Annotated in this window: 22 protein-coding genes; 13 read left to right on the top strand and 9 right to left on the bottom strand. The window is 66.3% G+C overall.

All coding sequences use genetic code 11. From position 1 onward, the window contains the following. The first annotated feature begins 7 nt into the window (after positions 1-7). On the top strand, positions 8-790 hold the full coding sequence (gene ehuA, locus FM104_RS06405; RefSeq protein WP_087131155.1) for an ectoine/hydroxyectoine ABC transporter ATP-binding protein EhuA: 783 nt from the start codon (positions 8-10) through the stop codon (positions 788-790). A 78-nt stretch (positions 791-868) separates the two neighbouring features. On the opposite strand, the gene FM104_RS06400 is transcribed toward ehuA, so the two are convergent. Genes FM104_RS06400 through FM104_RS06390 form a run of 3 tightly spaced genes read right to left on the bottom strand, consistent with a single transcriptional unit; the run spans position 869 to position 3831 of the window. Continuing rightward, a complete protein-coding gene (locus FM104_RS06400; RefSeq protein ID WP_087130614.1) occupies positions 869-2122 on the bottom strand; it encodes a hypothetical protein in 1254 nt (417 codons plus the stop codon). Between the two features lie 9 nt (positions 2123-2131). Beyond that, a complete protein-coding gene (locus FM104_RS06395) occupies positions 2132-2695 on the bottom strand; it encodes a DUF6264 family protein (RefSeq protein WP_087130613.1) in 564 nt (187 codons plus the stop codon). A gap of 59 nt (positions 2696-2754) precedes the next feature. Continuing rightward, on the bottom strand, positions 2755-3831 hold the full coding sequence (locus FM104_RS06390) for a 4-hydroxy-3-methylbut-2-enyl diphosphate reductase (protein ID WP_179206698.1): 1077 nt from the start codon (positions 3829-3831) through the stop codon (positions 2755-2757). Positions 3832-3894: 63 nt separating this feature from the next. Between FM104_RS06390 and xseA the strand changes: the two genes are divergently transcribed. The 8 genes from xseA to FM104_RS06350 all read left to right on the top strand — a co-directional run bounded on the left by xseA (position 3895) and on the right by FM104_RS06350 (position 10609). Then, positions 3895-5172, top strand: coding sequence for an exodeoxyribonuclease VII large subunit (gene xseA, locus FM104_RS06385; protein ID WP_087130612.1), 1278 nt, complete (start codon positions 3895-3897; stop codon positions 5170-5172). A 1-nt stretch (position 5173) separates the two neighbouring features. Further along, a complete protein-coding gene (locus FM104_RS06380) occupies positions 5174-5413 on the top strand; it encodes an exodeoxyribonuclease VII small subunit (RefSeq protein ID WP_087130611.1) in 240 nt (79 codons plus the stop codon). Continuing rightward, positions 5410-6051 carry a DUF4245 family protein gene (locus FM104_RS06375; RefSeq protein WP_087130610.1) on the top strand — a complete coding sequence of 214 codons (642 nt, stop codon included), beginning with the start codon at positions 5410-5412 and terminating at the stop codon, positions 6049-6051. The genes FM104_RS06380 and FM104_RS06375 overlap by 4 nt, the downstream gene beginning before the upstream one ends. Next, entirely contained in the window at positions 6048-6713 is a 666-nt protein-coding gene (locus tag FM104_RS06370) for a carbonic anhydrase (RefSeq protein WP_087130609.1), read from the top strand. Before FM104_RS06375 ends, FM104_RS06370 begins: the two co-directional genes overlap by 4 nt. Continuing rightward, positions 6704-8098 (top strand): class II fumarate hydratase, encoded by a 1395-nt coding sequence (locus tag FM104_RS06365; RefSeq protein ID WP_087130608.1) that lies wholly within the window; start codon positions 6704-6706, stop codon positions 8096-8098. The genes FM104_RS06370 and FM104_RS06365 overlap by 10 nt, the downstream gene beginning before the upstream one ends. Positions 8099-8338: 240 nt before the next feature. Continuing rightward, on the top strand, positions 8339-9178 hold the full coding sequence (locus FM104_RS06360) for an endonuclease domain-containing protein (protein WP_087130607.1): 840 nt from the start codon (positions 8339-8341) through the stop codon (positions 9176-9178). A gap of 61 nt (positions 9179-9239) precedes the next feature. Next, positions 9240-9788, top strand: coding sequence for a hypothetical protein (locus tag FM104_RS06355; protein WP_087130606.1), 549 nt, complete (start codon positions 9240-9242; stop codon positions 9786-9788). 125 nt (positions 9789-9913) lie between these two features. Then, complete coding sequence (locus tag FM104_RS06350; protein WP_087130605.1) at positions 9914-10609, top strand: hypothetical protein; 696 nt, start codon at positions 9914-9916, stop codon at positions 10607-10609. Between the two features lie 358 nt (positions 10610-10967). Here the strand turns inward: FM104_RS06350 and FM104_RS06345 are convergent, their stop codons facing one another. Both FM104_RS06345 and FM104_RS06340 read right to left on the bottom strand, forming a co-directional pair. Then, positions 10968-12275: a PhoH family protein gene (locus FM104_RS06345; RefSeq protein WP_087131150.1), complete on the bottom strand. Its 1308-nt coding sequence runs from the start codon at positions 12273-12275 to the stop codon at positions 10968-10970. Positions 12276-12519: 244 nt separating this feature from the next. Next, the gene (locus FM104_RS06340) at positions 12520-13302 is read right to left on the bottom strand and encodes an isoprenyl transferase (protein ID WP_087130604.1); all 783 of its coding nucleotides are present in this window, start codon (positions 13300-13302) and stop codon (positions 12520-12522) included. Between the two features lie 110 nt (positions 13303-13412). Between FM104_RS06340 and trhA the strand changes: the two genes are divergently transcribed. After that, positions 13413-14126, top strand: coding sequence for a PAQR family membrane homeostasis protein TrhA (trhA, locus tag FM104_RS06335; RefSeq protein ID WP_087131149.1), 714 nt, complete (start codon positions 13413-13415; stop codon positions 14124-14126). A gap of 27 nt (positions 14127-14153) precedes the next feature. Here the strand turns inward: trhA and FM104_RS06330 are convergent, their stop codons facing one another. Further along, the gene (locus FM104_RS06330; protein ID WP_087130603.1) at positions 14154-14420 is read right to left on the bottom strand and encodes a hypothetical protein; all 267 of its coding nucleotides are present in this window, start codon (positions 14418-14420) and stop codon (positions 14154-14156) included. A 74-nt stretch (positions 14421-14494) separates the two neighbouring features. Here FM104_RS06330 and FM104_RS06325 point away from each other — a divergent pair, with 74 nt between their 5' ends. Together FM104_RS06325 and greA are read left to right on the top strand one after the other, a co-directional pair. Further along, positions 14495-14881 carry a DUF4307 domain-containing protein gene (locus FM104_RS06325; RefSeq protein ID WP_087130602.1) on the top strand — a complete coding sequence of 129 codons (387 nt, stop codon included), beginning with the start codon at positions 14495-14497 and terminating at the stop codon, positions 14879-14881. A gap of 125 nt (positions 14882-15006) precedes the next feature. Then, positions 15007-15495 (top strand): transcription elongation factor GreA, encoded by a 489-nt coding sequence (gene greA, locus FM104_RS06320; RefSeq protein ID WP_087130601.1) that lies wholly within the window; start codon positions 15007-15009, stop codon positions 15493-15495. Positions 15496-15594: 99 nt separating this feature from the next. On the opposite strand, the gene ilvA is transcribed toward greA, so the two are convergent. Continuing rightward, positions 15595-16824 (bottom strand): threonine ammonia-lyase, encoded by a 1230-nt coding sequence (gene ilvA / locus FM104_RS06315; protein WP_087130600.1) that lies wholly within the window; start codon positions 16822-16824, stop codon positions 15595-15597. Continuing rightward, the gene (locus FM104_RS06310) at positions 16821-18017 is read right to left on the bottom strand and encodes an AI-2E family transporter (RefSeq protein WP_179206697.1); all 1197 of its coding nucleotides are present in this window, start codon (positions 18015-18017) and stop codon (positions 16821-16823) included. The genes ilvA and FM104_RS06310 overlap by 4 nt, the downstream gene beginning before the upstream one ends. Positions 18018-18085: 68 nt before the next feature. Between FM104_RS06310 and FM104_RS06305 the strand changes: the two genes are divergently transcribed. Beyond that, positions 18086-19369, top strand: a complete 1284-nt coding sequence (locus FM104_RS06305) for a winged helix-turn-helix domain-containing protein (protein WP_087130598.1) — start codon at positions 18086-18088, stop codon at positions 19367-19369. A gap of 42 nt (positions 19370-19411) precedes the next feature. On the opposite strand, the gene FM104_RS06300 is transcribed toward FM104_RS06305, so the two are convergent. After that, positions 19412-19978: a LemA family protein gene (locus FM104_RS06300; protein WP_087130597.1), complete on the bottom strand. Its 567-nt coding sequence runs from the start codon at positions 19976-19978 to the stop codon at positions 19412-19414. Between the last annotated feature and the right edge of the window lie 15 nt (positions 19979-19993).

Raw genomic sequence — 19993 nt, 5'->3', positions numbered from 1 at the left:
GGGTGCCATCACCCTCGATGACGGCGTTGTGCCCGCTATTCGCTTCGACAAAGTCGAAAAGCGCTTCGGTGACCACGTCGTGCTCCACGACCTGGATTTCACCGTCCGCAAGGGCGACCGGGTCACGCTGATCGGCCCGAGTGGCTCCGGAAAGACCACCATCCTGCGCCTCGTCATGACGCTCGAAGAAGCCAACGGCGGGTACATCCTCGTCGATGGTCAGCCGCTGACGCACGTCGAGCGCGGCGGCAAGCGAGTGGAACTCAAAGAGAAGCACAAGAACGAGATGCGCAAACGCATCGGCATGGTCTTCCAGCAGTTCAACCTGTTTCCGAACATGACGGTGCTGGAGAACATCATCGAGGCGCCGGTGCACGTGCTGAAGACTCCTCGTGCGAAGGCGATCACCCGTGCCCACGAGCTACTCGAGATGGTCGGACTCCCCGACAAGGCAGACGCCCACCCCACGCAACTCTCGGGTGGACAGCAGCAGCGTGTGGCCATCGCCCGTGCGCTTGCCATGGAGCCGGAGATCCTGCTGCTCGACGAGGTCACCAGTGCGCTCGACCCTGAGGTCGTCGGCGAAGTCCTCAGCATCCTGCGTGACATCGCCCGCGACACCGACGTGACGATGCTGATCGTCACCCACGAGATGCAGTTCGCTCGCGATGTCTCCAACCGGGTGCTGATGTTCGACGGCGGTCGCATCGTCGAAGAAGGCTCGCCCGAGCAGATCTTCTCGACGCCGCAGGAGCAGCGTACGAAGGACTTCCTCGCCGCGGTGCTCTGAATTCACGCACACAGAAACGGGGCAGCTCCGCCGGGAGCTGCCCCGTTTGGTGGTTTTGCGCGGGGATGCGGCGACCGCTCAGCGTCGCAGGATGCGCACCGCCAGGACCGTCAGGTCGACGACCGCGTCGATGACGAGCAGAGCGCCCACCCCACGTCCTGCGCGCGAGCGGCTTCGGCTCAGCGCAACGCCGGCAGAGAGCTCGCCGACGCTGAGCGCGGCATGCAGCACGGGTCGCTTGCGCAGCAGACTGCTGATGCGTGCCAGCGGACTGCTGCGGCGCGTGAGCGGTGTGGTCTCGGCGATGCCGCCCATGAGCATGCTGCCGATCATCGGCATCCATCCTCGCGCCGCGAAGCGTCTGCCCTCGGCTCCGTCATCGAGGGCCGCCTCGATGAGAGCCGCAGGCACGCCGAATGCCGCGACGAAGGCGTGCAGGCGCGCCGTCTCGCCGGCAACGCCACCGACAGCCTCGGGCATGCAGGCGCGCTGCACGGCATCCGCATCGACCGTGATGCCCATGCCCAGGTCATTCAGTTCATCGCGAGTGCCGTCGGCTTCGGCCAGCATCCGCCGGTACAGCTCAGCGCTCTCGGGCGTCTCGATCTCCTCGATGTCGAGCACCGGCGTGGTGCACCTTTCGGAGTTCGGCCAAAACATCGCCGTGTGCCCGGCCGAGGTGACCTCTACCCACGCGTCGCCCGCAGTCGGCACGTTCACCTCGATGATCGGCCCATCGGCGCGGCTGCCCGAGATCGCCATGTGCGGCCGATCGGTGTCGTAGCGGTACAGCGACCACGAGCCGGCCTCGAGGTAGTCGACATCGGTACCGAGGATCTGCGCTGTCACCCGCGCTGCCCAGGGCCCGCGACGCGAGAACTCGGCGACCCGCACGGTCTCCTCCGCGAACAGGTCTGCGTCGAGTTCTTCGCCCTCGAGCATCCCGAAACCCGCCAGATCGCTGGCTGACTCGTCGAGATCATCGAGCTGCTCGAAAGCCGCCCCGAACTCGTCGTCCAGCTCGGCATCGACAGCATCCAGTGCGTCGCCGCCGAAGCCCAGGTGCAGGCTGAGCCCATCGTCGCTGAAGAGTTCGCGCAGACGCTGGACGCTGAGGTCGAATCGCAGCAGGCCTGCCTCATCGAGGGCGACGACGTGACCGCTCTCCGTCACCGGGATCAGCAAGACGGCTTCTTCACCGGAGAACTCGCGAAGTGCCGCCAGAACGCGCTCAGAACGCAAGATGCGGCGGGCGGCAGCGGTCGGATCTTCGCCATCCCCGGAATCGACGGAGGCGTAGGTGATCTGGAACGCTATTTGCTCTGCTGACACCCTTCGAGGCTACCCGGCAGGCGGTGTGAGTATCCCCTGCGTGAAGGCGGGATCGCCGAACATCGGCACAGACGTGCAGATCGAGACGAGCAGCATCGTGACGATGAATCCGACCAGCGGAATCCACCATGCTGCCCGGTTCCGCTTGACCTGACGGAAAGACAGCCAGACCGTCGCGGCGTACCCGACGATCATGACGATCGCCGCGATGACACCCCAGACCTTGGCTGCGCCGAAGTTCGTGAACTGCCCGTCGATCCCGAGCATCTTCAGAGTCGTGTTGAGCGTCGTCGACAGATCGAGGAACCCGCCGATCGACGTGAGCACGTTGACGAAACCGACACCCAGCAGCGCGAAGGTGATGAGACGACCGATCCGGGGCGCGGCAGACGGTGCCGTCGCAGACGGCCGCGCGGCAGCATCCGGACCCGCGGTGACCGATCGCGTGACGGGAGGAGCGGATGCTATCGCCTCAGCCACCACCGGCTCCGCCGACAACGGCGGCAGCCCCGCTCGAGCCCGCTGCTCTTCGGGTGTCGCATATTCGCCGTACTGCGGCCGGTCAACGCTCATGCGTTCACGCTACCCGTCCTGTCTTGGTCGCCGCCGTGAGCCCCGGCGTTCGCGAGGCGTCAGCGCGAGATGCGTCCACCGGGCCCGCGCTCGTCGCGCTTGCCGGAGAGATCCTGACGCAGCTCCTTCGGCAGTGAGAACATCAGGTCTTCTTCGGCGGTGCGCACCTCTTCGATGTCGGCGTACCCGGCCTCACTGAGGGCCTCGAGCACTTCTTCCACCAGCACTTCCGGCACCGACGCGCCGCTGGTGACCCCGACCGTGTTCACTCCGTCGAGCCACTCCTGCTTGACCTCATCTGCATAGTCGACCCGGTAGGCGGCTTTCGCGCCGTACTCGAGGGCGACCTCGACGAGGCGCACACTGTTCGACGAGTTCGACGAGCCGACCACGATCACCAGATCGGCGCCCGCGGCGACCTTCTTGATCGCAACCTGACGGTTCTGGGTCGCGTAGCAGATGTCGTCCGACGGCGGGTTCTGCAGGTCGGGAAAACGTGCCCGCAGGCGGTTGACGGTCTCCATGGTCTCGTCGACCGAGAGGGTGGTCTGCGACAGCCACACGACCTTCGATGGGTCCTTCACCACGACGGTGTCGGCCTCGTCGGGCGAGTTCACGATGGTGACCCGCTCGGGGGCATGACCGGCAGTGCCTTCGACCTCTTCGTGTCCTTCATGACCGATCAGCAGGATCTCGAAATCGTCACGCGCGAAGCGCACGGCTTCACGGTGCACCTTCGTCACCAGCGGGCAGGTCGCGTCGATCGCGTGCAGGCTGCGGTCCGATGCCTCCTGCACAACGGCAGGCGATACACCGTGCGCGCTGAAGACGACGTTCGCGCCCTCGGGCACCTCGTCGATCTCTTCGACGAAGATCGCACCCTTCTGCTCGAGTTCGGTGACGACGTGGATGTTGTGCACGATCTGCTTGCGCACGTACACCGGGGCGCCGTAGCGCTCGAGCGCCTTCTCGACGGCCACGACAGCGCGGTCGACTCCGGCGCAGTAGCCTCGGGGGGCTGCCAGCAGCACCCGCTTCACACCATCGACGGGACGGTTCTCGAGGCGGGGGCGTTCGGCAGCGCGAAGCCGACGCGGAACGTGCGGAACGGGAAGCGAGATAGCAGTTGAACTCACGCTCACAGTCTACCGAGACTGCCTGGTCAGGGGCCGGGAGCCGGAATCCGTGACAATGGAGACATGACCGTCTTCGAAGCAGCCGCGATTCCTGGTGAGCCGCCGCCGGCCGATTCCGTCGCTCCCCGGGACTCGAGCGCGGATGCCCCGACCTCGGTTGCCCGGCTCAACGGCACGATCCGCGATTTCATCGCACGGTGGAACACGGTCTGGGTCGAGGGCGAGATCACGTCATGGAACGTCCGCGGAAGCAATGTCTTCGCGCGTCTGAAAGACGTCCGCTCCGACGCGCAGATCTCGATCCGGGTGTGGTCGAGCGTGCGGCCCCGCATCCCCGGCGACCTCGCGATCGGCGATCATGTCGTCGCGGCGGTGAAGGCCGACTACTTCGTCAAGGGCGGCGACTTCAGTTTCATCGTGTCTGCGATGAAGCACGTCGGACTCGGCGACCAGCTCGAGCGTCTCGAGAAGCTGCGCGCGCAGCTGCGCCAGGAGGGGCTTTTCGACCCCAGCCGCAAGAAGGCACTGCCCTTTCTGCCGCACCGCATCGGCCTCATCACCGGCGAGCGATCGGATGCCGAGAAAGACGTGCTGCGCAACGCCGAGCTGCGCTGGCCGCAGGTGCGCTTTCGCACCGAGCATGTCGCCGTGCAGGGCGAGCGGAGCGTTTCCGAGGTGCTCGCGGCCCTGCAGCGGCTGGATGCCGACCCTGAGGTCGATGTGATCATCATCGCGCGCGGTGGCGGCGACCCGCAGACCCTGCTCGGGTTCAGCGACGAGCGGCTCGTGCGTGCGGTTGCGGCAGCATCCACCCCCGTCGTCAGCGCGATCGGGCACGAGAACGACCACCCGCTCCTCGATGACGTCGCCGACCTGCGCGCGTCGACGCCCACCGATGCCGCCAAGCGCGTCGTGCCCGACGTCGGCGAGCAGCGCGCGTTGATCGCGCAGCTGCGGGCGCGCGTGACCGGGCGGTTGACGCAGCGCATCTCGCACGACATTGCACAGTTGGAGCAGTTGCGCTCGCGACCGGTGCTGCGCTCCCCCGATCCGATCATCGACGACCGCGCACAGGAGGTGTGGCTGCTCGCGTCCCGAGGGCGCGACACGGTGACCCGACAGCTGGATGCCGCGCATCGCGCCACCGCTGAGCTGCGCGCATCACTGCGCGCGCTATCACCGGCATCCACCCTGGCGCGCGGCTACGCGATCGTCCAGCTCGACGACGGACGCATTCTGAACGACGCCGCTGACGCCCCGAGCGGCGCGGCACTCACCGTCACCGTCGACCGCGGCTCTGTCCGCGCACGCTCTGAAGGTGAGGTCGTCGAAGCCGGATAGGATGGAGGGCGTGACTGCGCCCAACGACTCCTCTGTCGAATCGCTGTCGTTCGAGGCCGCGCGCGATGAGCTCGTGCGCGTTGTCGCCGAACTCGAACAGGGTTCACCGACGCTCGAGCACTCCCTCGCCCTGTGGGAACGAGGCGAAGCGCTCGCCGCCCGCTGCGAGGAGTGGCTCCTGGGCGCGAAGCGCCGTCTGGATGCCGCGCGCGACGCAGCATCCGAGGGAGACGACGAGTGAGCAAGCAGCCGCGCGTCGTCGCCGGACTCGGTCGCCCCGAAACCACGCAGGAGACCGCCGCCCGCAAGGCGGAATCGAGCCGGATCTATCGGTCGAGCCAGACGTTCCGCAACCTCATCGCGGCGCTGATCGCCACGGTCGCGGTCGTCGCGATCATCGTCTTCGCGGTACCTCGCGGTGAGCCGACCGAGCAGCCCGCCATCGACGTGGCGAAGATCGCCGCCGATGTCGAGTCATCGTCGCAGCGGCCCGTGGTCGTGCCCGATCTCGACGACTTCTGGCGCGTGAACGCCGCGGGTCTCGAAGGCGGCGCACCCACAGTCTGGAACATCACCCTTGCCCCGTCCGCTGAGCGCGAGCGCGGCTTCATCCGGGTGGCGCAGGCGTTCGACGCCGACGTCTCGTGGGCGCCGTTCATGCTCGGCGGCCTGGCACCGACCGGCACTGAGACGATCGATGGCCGCGCGTGGGACGTCTTCGACCTCGGCGACCGCGGCACCGCCAACGTCTCGTATGCACTCGGAACCCAAGCAGGATCCGACTACGTGCTGCTGTACGGCTCGCGATCCGCCGAGTCGACGAGAGAACTTGCTGAATCCCTGTCCGGACAGATCAACGACGTGGAGGACGCCGAATGACCGCAACCCTCACCCCTACCGCAGCCTGGCACGAGATGCTCGACGGCAACCGCCGATTCGTGGCCGGCGAACCGCGGCATCCGCACCAGGATGTCGCATTGCGCAACCAGCTCGCCGACGGTCAAGCACCGATGGCGACGCTGTTCGGATGCTCTGACTCGCGCCTCGCTGCCGAGATCATCTTCGACAAGGGTCTGGGAGATCTGTTCGTCGTCCGCAACGCCGGGCAGGTCATCGGCGAGTCCATCGTCGCGAGCCTGGAGTACGCGGTCGGGATTCTGAGCGTTCCGCTCATCGTCGTGCTCGCGCACGACTCCTGCGGCGCCGTGCGCGCAGCCATCGATGGCACCGCGATCGATGCAGCGCCGCTGCCTGCGGGCATCTGGAAGCTGATCGCGCCGATCGTGCCGGCTGCGCGCAAGGTCTTCGCCGAGACCGAAGGCACGACTCCGGAAGACATCGACGCAGAGCTCGTCGGCCGCGAGCACCTGCGCAACACCGTTGCGGAGCTGCTGCACTCATCCGAGATGATCAGCAACGCCGTCGCCGAGGGGCGCCTGGGCATCGTGGGTGCCAACTATCGACTTGCCGAGGGCACGGCCGTGCCCGTCATCACCGTGGGGATCGATGATGTCCCCGAGAACCTGGAGGGATCACTGTGACTGAATTCCGCATCGAACACGACACGATGGGCGAGGTGCGCGTGCCCGTCAACGCTCTCTACGGAGCGCAGACGCAGCGCGCCGTAGAGAACTTCCCGATCTCGGGCAGTGGGCTGGAGTCGACGCAGATCGCCGCCCTTGCTCGCATCAAGAAGGCCGCCGCGCTCGCGAACAAGAGCCTCGGCACGCTCGATGGCGCCATCGCCGATGCGATCGCCGCTGCTGCCGACGAGGTCGCCTCCGGCAAGCACGACGGAGAGTTCCCGGTCGACACGTACCAGACCGGCTCGGGCACCTCGTCGAACATGAACATGAACGAGGTCCTGGCGACTCTCGCCACCGGCATCCTCGGCTCTGAGGTGCACCCGAACGACCACGTCAACGCGTCGCAGTCGTCGAACGATGTCTTCCCGACCTCGGTGCACATCGCCGTCACGCAGGCGCTGATCGACACGCTCATCCCCTCGCTCGATCACCTCGCCGTCGCTCTCGAGGCGAAGGCGGAGCTCTGGAAGGATGCCGTGAAGGCGGGCCGCACCCACCTGATGGATGCCACCCCGGTGACCCTCGGCCAGGAGTTCGGCGGCTACGCACGCCAGATGCGCCTGGGTATCGAGCGCGTGCAGTCCGTCCTCCCCCGTGTCGCAGAGGTGCCCCTGGGCGGCACGGCCGTCGGCACCGGCATCAACACGCCGCTGGGCTTCCCGCAGAAGGTCATCGAGCTGCTCGCCGCCGAGACCGAGCTGCCGATCACCGAGGCGAAGGACCACTTCGAGGCGCAGGCCAACCGCGATGGCCTGGTCGAGGCGTCTGGCGCGCTGCGGACGATCGCCGTCTCACTGACGAAGATCAACAACGACCTGCGCTGGATGGGCTCTGGCCCGAACACCGGCCTGGGCGAGTTGCACATCCCCGACCTGCAGCCCGGCTCGTCGATCATGCCCGGCAAGGTCAACCCGGTCGTTCCTGAGGCCGTGCTGATGGTGTGCGCACGCGTGATCGGCAATGACGCAACCGTGGCCTGGGGCGGCGCATCCGGAGCTTTCGAGCTGAACGTCGCGATCCCCGTGATGGGCACGGCTGTGCTCGAGTCGATTCGCCTGCTCTCCAACGCGGTGCGCGTACTCGCGGATAAGACCGTCGACGGCCTCGAGGCCAACGTCGAGCGGGCCGCGGCCTTCGCCGGCATGAGCCCCTCGATCGTCACGCCGCTGAACAAGGTCATCGGGTACGAAGCGGCTGCGAAGATCGCCAAGCACGCTGTCGCCGAGGGCATCACGGTGCGCGACGCGGTCATCGCACTCGGCTACGTCGAGCGCGGCGAGATCACCGAAGAGGTGCTCGACGCGAAGCTCGACCTGCTCTCGATGACGCACGCCGGCTGATAGGCGCGGCGGGGCGGGCACACGCTTGCCTGCCCCCTTTGCTTGCCCCGCCCCCTTTACACTTTGGGGGCCGACACGCCAGATGTCGGACCGTTTCACTGATTCGGTCCGACATTTGTCGTTTGTGCCCCCGAAATGTCGCGGGCAGTTCGCCCTGCACAGGTAGACGACGCTGACCGGTTGTGCACACGGCGTGGGAATCCGCAGGGCCGGATGCCGGAATACGCGGATGCTGGGACGATGTTCGATCCACAAATCCTCCTCTTGCGGCTGGGCGGTCTCGCGCGGGGCGTACAGTTGCAGGCCTACGGCGTCAGCCGCACACGAATCGCTCAGTCCGTGCGCGACGGCCATATCGAGCGGTTGAGACCAGGCCTTTTCGCGGCACCCGGCCTGCCCAGTGCTGAGCGCGCCGCCGCCGAGCACGGCGGGGCCCTGACCTGCTCCGCGGCTCTGCGCCGCCATGGCGTCTGGGTGCTCGCATCTGAGGGTCCGCCCCATGTCTGGGTGGGGCGCCGTGGACGCGTGCACGAACACGGAACGGGATGCCGCTGCGTCAGCCACTATTTTCGCGGCTCCTTCGGCATCGGACTCGTCGGCGTCGAGACAGCACTGATCCACCTGCATCGATGCGAGGGCGATGAGTCGTTCTTCGCGTCCTTCGAGTCGGCGTGGCGTTTGCGGATGCTGTCTGCCGCAGCGCGGCTGCGCATCAGGGACGCACTGCCTGCGGGTGCGCGGTGGCTGGTCGATTTCGCACGCTCGGATGCCGACAGTGGGATCGAGTCGTTGCTGCGGTTGCGGCTTCACCTGCTCGGCATGCAGCTGCGCTGTCAGGTCGATATCGACGGCGTGGGCAGAGTCGACTTCGTCATCGGCGCTTGGCTCATCTTCGAAGTGGATGGCAAGCAGAACCACGACGGGGCTGTCAATCGACACAAGGATCTGCGCCGCGATGCGGCCGCGTCAGCCCTCGGATATGAGACGCTCCGCTTCGATTACGCCCAGGTCGTCCATGATTGGGAGTCCGTTCAGCAGGCGGTTGCCGGCGCGCTGGAGCGGATGCGGGAACGGGGATGAACGGGCCTGTGGATAACTTCAGCGAGCTGTCGCGAGCTCGGGTTAGCGTGTCGGAGTGACGATGATGACCGCAAGAGCGCGCACCGGCGCCGCAATCGCCGCTGCCGGCCTCATGCTCGGGATGCTGTCGGCTTGCACTCCGGAGCCCGAGCCCACCCCGACGAAGACGGCCCTCTTCACCTCGGAAGAGGAGGCGTTCGCCGTCGCGGAAGAGACGTATCGGGCTTATACGACGGCGATCAGTGACGTCGATCTTGAGGACGCTACAACGTTCTCCCCCGTTTTCGCCTGGCTTACCGGAGATGCAGAAGCTAGCGAGAGAAAGACACTAAGCGAGCTGAGTGCTCAAGGACTGACCATCACCGGTAGCACCTCGCATGTCGCTTTCACACCTGCTGATTACACCGCAGCAACGGGCTCAGTCGTAGCGCGACTATGCATCGACGTCTCAGATGTCGATCTTGTTGGATCAGATGGTGCCTCTGTAGTGCCTATCGACCGTCCCGAATTGCAGCCGGTTGAGGTGATGTTCGCGCCTGCGCCCACGACCACCGGCCTTGCGATTGCGAGTAGCGACGAATCACCGGAGTACGCATGCGACACGGATTGATCTCATTGGCCTGCAGCATGATTCTCCTCGGTGTTCCGTTGCTATCCCCAACAGATTCATCCCCGCCACAGACCAATTGCGGGGCGGCTAGCGCGTGGGGCGTCTGTTCTAATGGCTCATCGGTCGTGGTCGAAGGCACAAAAACCATTCCCGGTGCGAGCGGCACCAACGGCGGCAACAGTGGTTATGCCCCCGGCACGAATCCGGTGGTGAATGTTCCGCAGCCTCCCCCGCCGACGAAGCCGTTCGACAACCGGTGCGTGTCGTGGGCGAGCTACCTGGAATGCCTTTACGAGGTTTCTGACGACGCCGAAGACGAAGAGGCGGCCGAGGAGATCCCCGAAATCACTCTCACCGATCTCGCCAGCTTCGCGCCCACACCTGGCGTCCTCGCCGGCGAACCAGACAATCTCGGCGTCGCTGGCCTCCCCACGAACTTCGTCACCACCGCCAGCGTCCACACCCGCGCAGGGACGCTTTTCGGCTCTCCACTCGAAGTGCGCTTCACACCCGCCACGTACACGTTCCACTACGGCGACGGCGAGTCGACAGCATCCGACACCGGCGGGCGCACCTGGGACGACCTGCACCAGGCCCAGTTCACCCCCACAGACACGAGCCATACGTACGCCGAGCGCGGCACCTACGACGCACGCGTCGACATCGCGTACACGGCCGAAATCAACCTCGGGCCAGGCTGGTACCCCGTCACCGGGCAGCTCGACATTCCCGGCGCTGCGCAATCCATCCGCATCTACGAAGCGCACACCGCACTCGTTGCTCACACCTGCACCGAACAGCCCACCGCCCCCGGTTGCTGACCCGCGCGCCCGCAAGGCCGGAGCCTTTAGCGCGCACTCCAGGCACACACTTTGGGGGCCGACACGCCAGATGTCGGACCGATGCCGGCATCCCGTCCGACAACCGTCCTACCGCCCCCCGAACTGTACGAGCCGAGCCGTCCCCCGCCGTCGCTGACGCGACGCGCCCGGATGCGGTCCACACGGCAAGGTGAGGCCCGGACGACCCGGCGAGGCGCACTCCAGGCGCACACTTTGGGGGCCGACCCGCCAGATGTCGGACCGATCGTCGCATCCCGTCCGACAACTGTCTCACCGGCCCCCAAACTGTACGAGCCGGGCCGCCCCGGGGCAGGCCAGGCCGCGGCGATCAGCGCCGTCAGCTGAGTTCTCCACCCTCCAGCAGCTCGGTCACCAGCGCCGCGATCGCCGAGCGCTCCGAGCGCTGCAGCGTCACGTGCGCAAACAGATCGTGACCCTTGAGCGTTTCGATCACGCTGGCGATGCCATCGTGGCGACCGACCCGCAGGTTGTCACGTTGGCCGACATCGTGGGTGAGGATCACCCGCGAATTCTGACCGATCCGGCTCAGCACTGTGAGCAGCACGTTGCGCTCCAGCGACTGCGCCTCATCGACGATGACGAACGCGTCGTGCAGCGAACGTCCGCGGATGTGCGTGAGTGGCAGCACCTCCAGCATCCCGCGCTCGACGACCTCCTCGAGGACGTTGCCGGAGACAACCGAGCCGAGCGTGTCGAAAACCGCCTGGCCCCACGGACCCATCTTCTCGCCCTGGTCACCCGGCAGGTAGCCGAGCTCCTGGCCGCCGACCGCGAACAGCGGGCGGAAGACGATGATCTTCTTCTGCTGCTGCCGCTCCAGCACCGACTCCAGCCCCGCGCACAGCGCCAGCGCTGACTTTCCGGTTCCGGCCCGCCCGCCGAGCGACACGATGCCGACTTCCGAGTCCAGCAGCAGATCGATCGCGATGCGCTGCTCCGCCGAACGGCCGTGCATCCCGAAGACCTCACGGTCGCCGCGCACAAGCCGAAACTCGCCGTCTCCGACGACCTTGCCGAGCGCGGACCCCCGCTCGGAATGGATGATCAGCCCCGTGTTCACCGGCACACCGCGCACGTCTTCGCTGAGCCCGACCTCGCTCTCGTAGAGGTCACTCATCTCGTCGCCGGACAGATCGAGCGTCGTGATGCCCGTCCACCCCGAGTCGACCGCCTGTTCAGCCAGGTATTCCTCGGCAGCAAGTCCCAGGGATGCCGCCTTGACGCGCATCGGCAGATCCTTCGACACGATCGTGACGTTCTGCCCGTCGTTCGCGAGCTGCGCCGCCGTGGCGAGAATGCGGGTGTCGTTGTCGCCGAGACGGATGCCGGCCGGCAGGATCGAGACGTCAACGCTGCCGAGTTCGACACGCAGCGTGCCGCCTTCGCCGACCTCGACCGGGAAGTCGAGGCGCCCGTGCTCGACGCGAAGCTCGTCGAGGTGGCGAAGTGCACGCCGGGCGAAGTAGCCGAGTTCGGGATCGTTCCGTTTGCTCTCCAGCTCGGAGATCACCACGACCGGAAGCACGATCGAATGCTCCGCGAACCGGAAGAGCGCCTGCGGGTCGCTCAACAGCACCGATGTGTCGAGCACATATGTGCGAAGAGCCGTGTCATCCTGCGACACGGCTCCGGTGGTGGTGGCGGCCCGGCGGGTGGGCTGCTGCTGCGCTGTACGTGTGGTCACGATCCACTCCTACCCGGGCATGATCCCGGTTCTGCAGCGAATCGGCCAGGGCCACGAGTCGCGAACCTGAAGGCCGACTCGATCGGACGCGGTGCCCGATGCCTCGAAGGTACGTCGCGGGTCCGAAAGAATCGCGATCGACACGCGACCATTTCGTGAAGGGGACGTGAACGGCGGATGCCGGTCAGCGCCCGTACCGGCGGTCCCGATCGGCGAAGTCGCGGATCGCCCGCAGGAAGTCCACTTCACGCAGATCCGGCCCCAGCGCCTCGACGAAATAGAACTCGCTGTGCGCGCTCTGCCACAGCAGGAAGTCGCTGAGTCGCTGTTCACCGCTCGTGCGGATCACGAGATCGGGATCGGGCTGACCACCGGTGTACAGATGCTCGCCGATCATCTCCGGAGTGAGCTGAACGGCCAGATCTTCGAGCGTGCCACCCGAAGCGTTGTGCTTTCCGATGATGCTGCGCACAGCATCCACGATCTCGTTGCGTCCGCCGTATCCGACGGCGAGGTTGACGTGCAGACCGGTGCGGTCCTTCGTGCGGCGCTGTGCGTCGTCGAGCACCCGTGACAATTCAGGAGGCAGCAGATCGGAGCGTCCCACCTGCTGCACCCGCCAGCTGCCGTGCTGCGACAGGCTGTCGGCGAGTTCGGCGATGATCTCGATGAGATCGCCGATCTCTTTCGAGTCGCGCTTCTGCAGGTTGTCTGCCGAGAGGAGGTACAGCGAGACGACCTGAACGCCGAGGTCATCGCACCATTCCAAGAACTCGCGCATCTTGGCTGCGCCAGCTCGGTGGCCTTCGGCAGCGGACTCATAGCCGAGCTGTCGCGCCCAGCGTCGGTTCCCGTCGATCATCATCGCGACATGATGGGGAACGGATGCGGGATCGATTCGACGACGAAGTCGATTGCCATAGAGCCGATAGAGGGGCCCCCGCCCCGAGCTCTCTCGTGCAGTCACATGCCTACGCTACTGCCCCGAGTCGGATGGCACCTGACTGCACAGCATATGTACCGCTGGGGGAATGCACCGGCGCTTAGAGTGGGCACGTGAGCACGCCAGCCGCAGACATGCCCGATGTCCCCCAGCTTCCCCTTCTGGATACCGCTGAGAAGGACGCTTCGGTCGAGATCAAACCGACTTGGCGCGGATGGGTGCACGCGGCAACCTTCCCGATCGCCATCGTCGCCGGCATAGTGCTCATCGTCCTTGCCGAGGGCGCTCCCGCGAAATGGGCCGCAACCGTCTTCATGGTGTCCTCACTGCTGCTGTTTGGCAACTCCGCGCTCTACCACCGGTTCAACTGGGGCCCGAAAACCAAGATGGTCCTCAAGCGCATCGATCACGCGAACATCCTGCTGTTGATCGCCGGTACCTACACGCCGCTGGCGACCCTCGCGCTCGTGCCCGAGAAGGGGGTGCTGCTGCTGACCCTCGTGTGGACCGGAGCACTCCTGGGCATCCTGTTCCGCGTTTTCTGGATCAACGCGCCACGCTGGCTGTATGTCGCGCTCTACCTGGTGCTCGGCTGGGCCGCCGTGATGTACATGGTCGATCTGGCGACGGCCAACGTCGCGATGATGGTGCTGGTGTGTGTGGGCGGCCTGCTCTACACCGGCGGTGCGATCGTCTACGCGATGAAGAAGCCCAACCCGTGGCCGGGCCACTTCGGCTTCCACGAGATCTTCCACGTCTGCACGGTGCTCGCGTTCCTGTGCCATTGGACCGCTTGCCTGCTGATCTCGCTGGCGCCGTTCTCGCCCTCGCTCGGGCTGCCCGGCTGATCGCACCGAGGCTAGAAGGCTCGACCGTCAGTCGCGGCCGTCACCGACCTCGTCGGACTCGGCTGCGTCGGCGCTGGACTGCTCAGTTGCTGCCTGCTCGGCATCCAGCTCCTCACGCACTTCCTCGCGGTATCGGACGCGACGGATGCGACGGTTCATGTCCCAGATGAGCAGGATGACGGCGATGACGATCAGAACGACGATCGCGAAGCCGGCGAATCCGGGCGTGACGGAGTCGGGATGGACTGTCATCGACGGTGTCGGCATCGGGGTCGTGTCGCCGAACAGGAGCATGAGTCCGCCTTTCCTCCGCAGGTCGCATAACCTGGGAGTACCAGCCTATCCGCCGACAGAGAACCGGGAGACCTGTGACCACCGCACACGAGCTTGACGAGCGCTACGGTCGCACCGGTCGTCGACGGCTGCCGTGGATCATCGGGGGCACCCTCGCCGTCGCGGTCATCATCGCGTTCGGGTGGATGACCGTCGCGACACAGATGAGCGCGGTGGATGCTGATGATCTCGGCTTCGAGGTCGTCGACGCGCACAGCGTCGATGTGCAATTCCAGTTCACCGCACCGATCGGCGCCGACGTCACCTGTGCGGTCGAAGCGCTCGATGTGGAGTTCGGCGTGGTCGGCTGGAAGATCGTCGACATCGCCGGCGCCGAGCACCACACCAAGGGCGTTCACGTGCGCATCCCCACCGTCGCCGAGGCGACAACCGGTTTGGTGAAGACCTGCTGGGTCGCTTAGACTCATCCCCAAGATGACCGACGCCCCGGCCTGTGCCGGGGCGTCTTGGCATATCCCCACTCGGTCTCGGCTGATGAGCCGGGATTCCTCCAGCCCCTGAACGGGCCCGCACGAAGGAGCACGCTGTGTCTACAGACGCTCAGGTACCTTTCCTCACACAGGAGGCCTACGATCGACTCGTCGAAGAGCTCGAGCACCTCTCGACCTTCGGCCGTGACGAGATCGCACAGCGCATCGAGGCGGCCCGCGAAGAAGGCGATCTCAAAGAGAACGGCGGCTATCACGCAGCCAAAGACGAGCAGGGCAAGCAGGAGGCACGCATCCGCACGCTCCAGCAGCTGCTGAAGACCGCCAAGGTCGGCGAAGCGCCCACGAGCCGCGGCATCGTCGAACCCGGCACCGTCGTCACCGCGCTGGTCGCCGGCGATGAAGAGGTCTTCCTGCTCGGCAGCCGCGAGATCGCTGCCAACGGCGATATCGATGTCTACAGCGAAGCGAGCCCGCTCGGCCAGGCCATTATGGGCCTGAAGGTCGGCGCGAAGGCCAGCTACGAGGCTCCCAATGGGCGTGCGATCACCGTCGAGGTCACCGGCGTCGAGACGTACGCCGGCTGATCAGACGCAGAAACGGCGGGATGCCAGGTCGATTCGACCGGCATCCCGCCGTTCTGTCTCCCGGGCTCTCTCGGCACCGAGGCAGCCCGCTGACTCGGATCAGTCCGCGATGACGACGGGCTCGAACCCTGCCGCACGCAGCGTGTCGAGCGTGAGTCCGGTGTGCTCGGTGCCCCGCGTCTCGATGCTCATCTGCAGAACCACCTCGCTGATCTGCAGGCCCTGCCCGTGGCGGGTGTGCAGCACCTCCATGACATTGGCGCCGACCTGCGCGAGCAGTTCGGACACGCGTGCCAGCTGTCCGGGGCGATCCGGCAACGGAATGCGCACGGTCACGTAGCGGCCGGCGGCCGCGAGCCCGTGCGACATCACCCGCTGCAGCAGCAGCGGGTCGATGTTGCCGCCGGAGAGGATCGATACGGTCTTGCCCGTCCCGTGCACTTTGCCCGCGAGAATCGCGGCGACGCCGACGGCACCGGCGGGCTCGACGACGACCTTGGCCTGCTCGAGCAGGACCAGCAGCGCGCGGGCGATGTCGTCATCAGAGACCGTGACGACCTCATCGACCAGGTCTTGGATGATCTCGAACGGCACTGCACCAGGCTGCGCCACCAGGATGCCGTCGGCGATCGTCGGCTGCGTCTGGATCTCAACCGGATGCCCTGCGGCGAGCGAGGGCAGCATCGCTGCGGCATTCTCCGCCTGCACACCGATGATGCGCACCGACCTTCCGGCGGCCGCCGCCGCTGCCTTCACCGCCGCGGCCACACCGGCGATGAGTCCACCGCCACCAATGCCCACGATGATCGTGTCGACGTCGGGAACGTCTTGGAAGACCTCGAGTCCGAGCGTGCCCTGACCGATCACGATGTCACGGTGGTCGAAGGGATGGATCAGCACCGCACCGGTGCGTTCGGCGAACTCGGCAGCGAGGCGCAGCGGCGTGGCGACCGTATCGCCCTCCAGCACAACCTCGGCCCCGTATCCCCGCGTGGCGAGCAGCTTGGGAACGGGCACTCCGAGCGGCATGAAGATCGTCGCGGGGATGCCGAACGCTTGTGCGGCCAGCGCCACACCCTGCGCGTGGTTGCCTGCGGATGCAGCAACGACACCGCGGGAGCGCTCTTCAGCGGTCAGCTGCGCGAGGCGGTACGTCGCACCGCGGATCTTGAACGATCCGGTGCGCTGCAGGTTCTCCATCTTCAGGAGCACCGGCGACCCGAGAGCCTCGCTCACAGCGCGTGTGAGGAGGGTCGGCGTGTGCGAGATCACCCCTGCAAGGCTCTCCGCGGCTGCGGTGAACTCGGCCAGGCTGGGGACTGCGGTCATCGGTTCCTCCTCGGCCGCTCGCGCGGCACTGTGCTCCAGATCAGATCAGCGCGCGGTTCAGCACCGGTGCGCCACGCGCCGGTGCTGATCGTCACCGCCGCCACGTTGATGAATGCCGCCAATGGCACGGCGAACAGCGCGCCCGGGATGCCGGCGATCATGGCGCCACCGGCTACGACCAGCACTACCGCGAGCGGGTGCACCTTCACAGCCGAGCCCATCATGATCGGCTGCAGGATGTGCCCCTCGACCTGCTGCACCAGGAGAACGACGCCGAGCATCGCCAGCGCTATCCACGGGCCGTTGTAGACCAGCGCGAGGAATACCGCGACGGCGCCAGTGAGCACCGCACCGACGATCGGGATGAACGAGCCGAGAAACACCAGCACCGCCACCGGAATAGCCAGCGGAACCCCCAGCAGCGCAGCGCCGACGCCGATGCCGACCGCATCGATCGCCGCGACGAACAGCTGGGTTCGCGCGTAGTTGACGACGGTCGCCCAGCCGTTGCTCGCCGCAGCATCCACCGCCGGGCGCGCCTTTCGCGGGAACATCTTCAGCGTCCAGCGCCAGATCCCCGCACCGTCTGCCAGCAGACAGATCAAGATGAACAGTGAGAGCAGCGCGCCGGTAAGGATGTGCGCGGCGGTACCGGTGACGGCGCCGGCGGCGTTCCACAGCAGTGAGGCCTGCTCGGAGAGCAGATCGAGCCCCTGCTTGATGTACACGTCGATCTGGGCAGCAGTGAGGTGCAGCGGCCCTTCCAGCAGGAAGGTGCGGAACTGCTCGAACGCCTGCTGGGTCTTGCCCTGCACGTCGGGGAGCTCGAGCCGAACCTGCCAGACGACGAGCCACATCAGCCCGGTGACGATACCGATCGCCACCGCTAGCGCGACAGTGATCGCCAGCCAGCGCGGAAAGCGACTGCGCAGCATGAGCTGGAAGCCGGGCCACAGCAGCGCCGTGACCAGGATGCCGACCAGCAGCGGGATGACCAGGAGCTTGAGCAGCATCACCAGCCAGATGAACAGAGCGATCACCGCGGCGATGACGAGCAGACGCCATCCGTAGGCGGCGGTGACCTTGAGCGGGACCGGCACTTCTCTATCCGTCGCGCTGCTCACAGTGCGGTCGGCAGAGGGCGTGTCGTAGCGGAAGGGATTGCGGAACCTCGGCTTGGGGTTGTCGCTCATCATTCAATTCTACGTACCCGGGCCGATCTCTCCCGCTGCGTGTCGGAGGCGGTCGATATTCTGGGCGAATGACCGGCTTGGAATCATCAACGCTGAGCGCAGGCGAAGCGCGACGGATGACCTTGGCAGCGCAGGGTTTCACACGGCGGATGCCGGACGCCGTGGCCCCGCGCCATCTGCATCGCGCGATGGACCGTCTCGGTGTTCTGCAGATCGACTCGGTGAACGTGTTCGCCCGATCGCACTACATGCCGATGTTCTCGCGGCTCGGCGCCTACGACCCCGGGCTGCTCGATCGCACGTTCGTCTCACGCACGGCCCACTACGTCGAATACCTTGCGCACGAGGCAGCGTTCATGCCGGTGGCGGATTGGTCGCTCTGGCGATTCCGAATGGATGCCTGGCGCCAGCGCACCTCCGCCCCTGACAGCTGGGGGCACACTCATGCGCGCACACTCGATTGGGTGCGCGACGCCCTGCGTGACCGCGGTCCGCTGCGCCCGGCCGATCTGCGCGATGACCGTGCGCGCGAGCGCGGGCCGTGGTGGGACTGGGATGACACGAAAGTCGCACTGGAGCATCTTTGGCGCTGCGGGGAAGTCGCGATCGCTGGCCGCGCAGGATTCGAACGCCGGTATGGCCTGGCTGAAGACGTGATTCCCGCCGAGGTGCTCGACGCCCCCGTCGAACGCGACGAAGCGATCCGTGAGCTGGTGCGCCGCGCAGCGCGATCCTATGGCGTCGCCACCATCGCCGACTTCAACGACTACTACCGGCTGCGCGATCAGACCGCTGTCCGGGCCGCGGTCGCCGATCTTGTCGATGCGGGAGAGCTGGCGCCGGTGACCGTCCGCGGCTGGGAGCGCGGTGGGCGTCCACTCGCCGCCTGGCGTCATTCCGACGCCGTTGTTCCCCACCGCGTCGAACGATCAGCACTGCTGACGCCGTTCGACCCCGTCGTCTGGTTCCGTGAACGCGCGCTGCGCGTGTTCGATCTCGATTACCGGATCGAGATCTACGTACCGGCGGCGAAGCGTCGATACGGGTACTACTCGCTGCCGGTGCTCGTGGGCGACCGGATCGCCGCCAGAATCGATCTGAAGGCCGATCGAGCGCTGTCCACGCTGCGGGTGCAGTCCGCCTGGTGGGAGCCGCAGGCGAAGCCGGCATCCGACGCTGTTCCCATCGCCGAGGAGCTGGTCAAAGCGGCGCTGTGGCAAGGGCTGGAGCGCATCAGCGTGTCCGGGTGGGGAGACGCCGCGGAGGTTATCGCGCGCGCCGTGCACGGGCGTGATACCCAGGTGGATCGTCACCAGCATCCACGCGAAGACGCCCCCGATCCGACCTCCTGAACGCGCAGGAGAAATCGGGGCGGGGGCGTCAGCGACGAGCAATCAGAACTGAACGCGAGGCGGTTCCGAAATCGCACCGTCGTCGGCGACCTCGAAGAACTCCCGCTCGGTGAACCCGAGTCCTCGGGCGAACAGGTTGTTCGGGAAGACCTTGATCTTGGTGTTCAGCTCACGCACGCCGCCGTTGTAGAAGCGCCGTGCTGCCTGAATCTTGTCTTCGGTGTCGACCAGCGAGTGCTGCAGCTGCAGGTAGTTCTGGCTGGCCTGGAGCTGCGGGTATGCCTCGGCGACGGCGAACAGGCTGCGCAGCGCCTGTTGCATGTGGCCTTCTGCGACGCCAGCTTCGGCGGGGCCGGTGGCGGAGACGGTCTCAGCGCGAGCGCGCGTGACGCCTTCGAAGACGGCCTTCTCATGAGCGGCGTAACCGCGCACCGTCTCGATCAGATTGGGGATGAGGTCCGCACGCCGCTTCAGCTGCACCGTGATGCCGCTCCACGCTTCGTCGACGCGGATCTTCAGCTGCACGAGCGAGTTGTACGTCGACCACAGGTAGATGCCGACGAGCACGAGCACGCCGACGACGATCAGTACTGGCCAAAGCCATTCCATGCGAAGCCCCCTTTT

It is taken from the genome of Microbacterium esteraromaticum (assembly GCF_900163815.1).
Lineage (GTDB): Bacteria > Actinomycetota > Actinomycetes > Actinomycetales > Microbacteriaceae > Microbacterium > Microbacterium esteraromaticum_B.
The sequence above is the reverse complement of the archived record's forward strand: the minus strand, read 5'-3'. Positions and strand labels throughout refer to the sequence as shown.

Bases quoted from the DNA above. Each gene is read 5' to 3' on its own strand.
- FM104_RS06300 (WP_087130597.1), bottom strand. From the start codon at position 19,978: ATGGAATGGCTTTGGCCAGTACTGATCGTCGTCGGCGTGCTCGTGCTC.
- ilvA (WP_087130600.1), bottom strand. From the start codon at position 16,824: ATGACCGCAGTCCCCAGCCTGGCCGAGTTCACCGCAGCCGCGGAGAGC.
- FM104_RS06360 (WP_087130607.1), top strand. From the start codon at position 8,339: ATGTTCGATCCACAAATCCTCCTCTTGCGGCTGGGCGGTCTCGCGCGG.
- FM104_RS06330 (WP_087130603.1), bottom strand. From the start codon at position 14,420: ATGCTCCTGTTCGGCGACACGACCCCGATGCCGACACCGTCGATGACA.
- FM104_RS06370 (WP_087130609.1), top strand. From the start codon at position 6,048: ATGACCGCAACCCTCACCCCTACCGCAGCCTGGCACGAGATGCTCGAC.
- FM104_RS06305 (WP_087130598.1), top strand. From the start codon at position 18,086: ATGACCGGCTTGGAATCATCAACGCTGAGCGCAGGCGAAGCGCGACGG.
- trhA (WP_087131149.1), top strand. From the start codon at position 13,413: ATGCCCGATGTCCCCCAGCTTCCCCTTCTGGATACCGCTGAGAAGGAC.
- FM104_RS06380 (WP_087130611.1), top strand. From the start codon at position 5,174: ATGGAGGGCGTGACTGCGCCCAACGACTCCTCTGTCGAATCGCTGTCG.
- FM104_RS06395 (WP_087130613.1), bottom strand. From the start codon at position 2,695: ATGAGCGTTGACCGGCCGCAGTACGGCGAATATGCGACACCCGAAGAG.
- xseA (WP_087130612.1), top strand. From the start codon at position 3,895: ATGACCGTCTTCGAAGCAGCCGCGATTCCTGGTGAGCCGCCGCCGGCC.
- FM104_RS06355 (WP_087130606.1), top strand. From the start codon at position 9,240: ATGATGACCGCAAGAGCGCGCACCGGCGCCGCAATCGCCGCTGCCGGC.
- FM104_RS06310 (WP_179206697.1), bottom strand. From the start codon at position 18,017: ATGAGCGACAACCCCAAGCCGAGGTTCCGCAATCCCTTCCGCTACGAC.